General features: G+C 29.3%; 1 pseudogene. It reads left to right on the forward strand.

Annotated elements, in window-relative coordinates:
• Window positions 1-51 precede the first annotated feature (51 nt).
• Window positions 52-205: pseudogene (locus tag CAMP5053_RS08555) on the forward strand (tRNA 2-selenouridine synthase); the annotation flags it as partial.

Genomic DNA, 205 nt, shown 5'->3' on the forward strand with positions numbered 1-205 from the left:
AATGAAAGAAAAAGAAGAGAGTTGGAAGATACTGATAAATTTAGAACTAAAGTGGGTCAATTAAAATCAGGAGAGTTAATTTATACGATAGATTCTGAAGCTATTGATAAATTGCTTCCTCAAGTCCTTTCTAATGGTTGTAAATATTATCGTAGTGATTATAGATATAAAGGTAAAGCTAATTTTGGTTTCAAAGATAAACCCG

It is taken from the genome of Campylobacter sp. S4:11, assembly GCF_024723695.1.
GTDB classification, from domain to species: domain Bacteria; phylum Campylobacterota; class Campylobacteria; order Campylobacterales; family Campylobacteraceae; genus Campylobacter_D; species Campylobacter_D jejuni_C.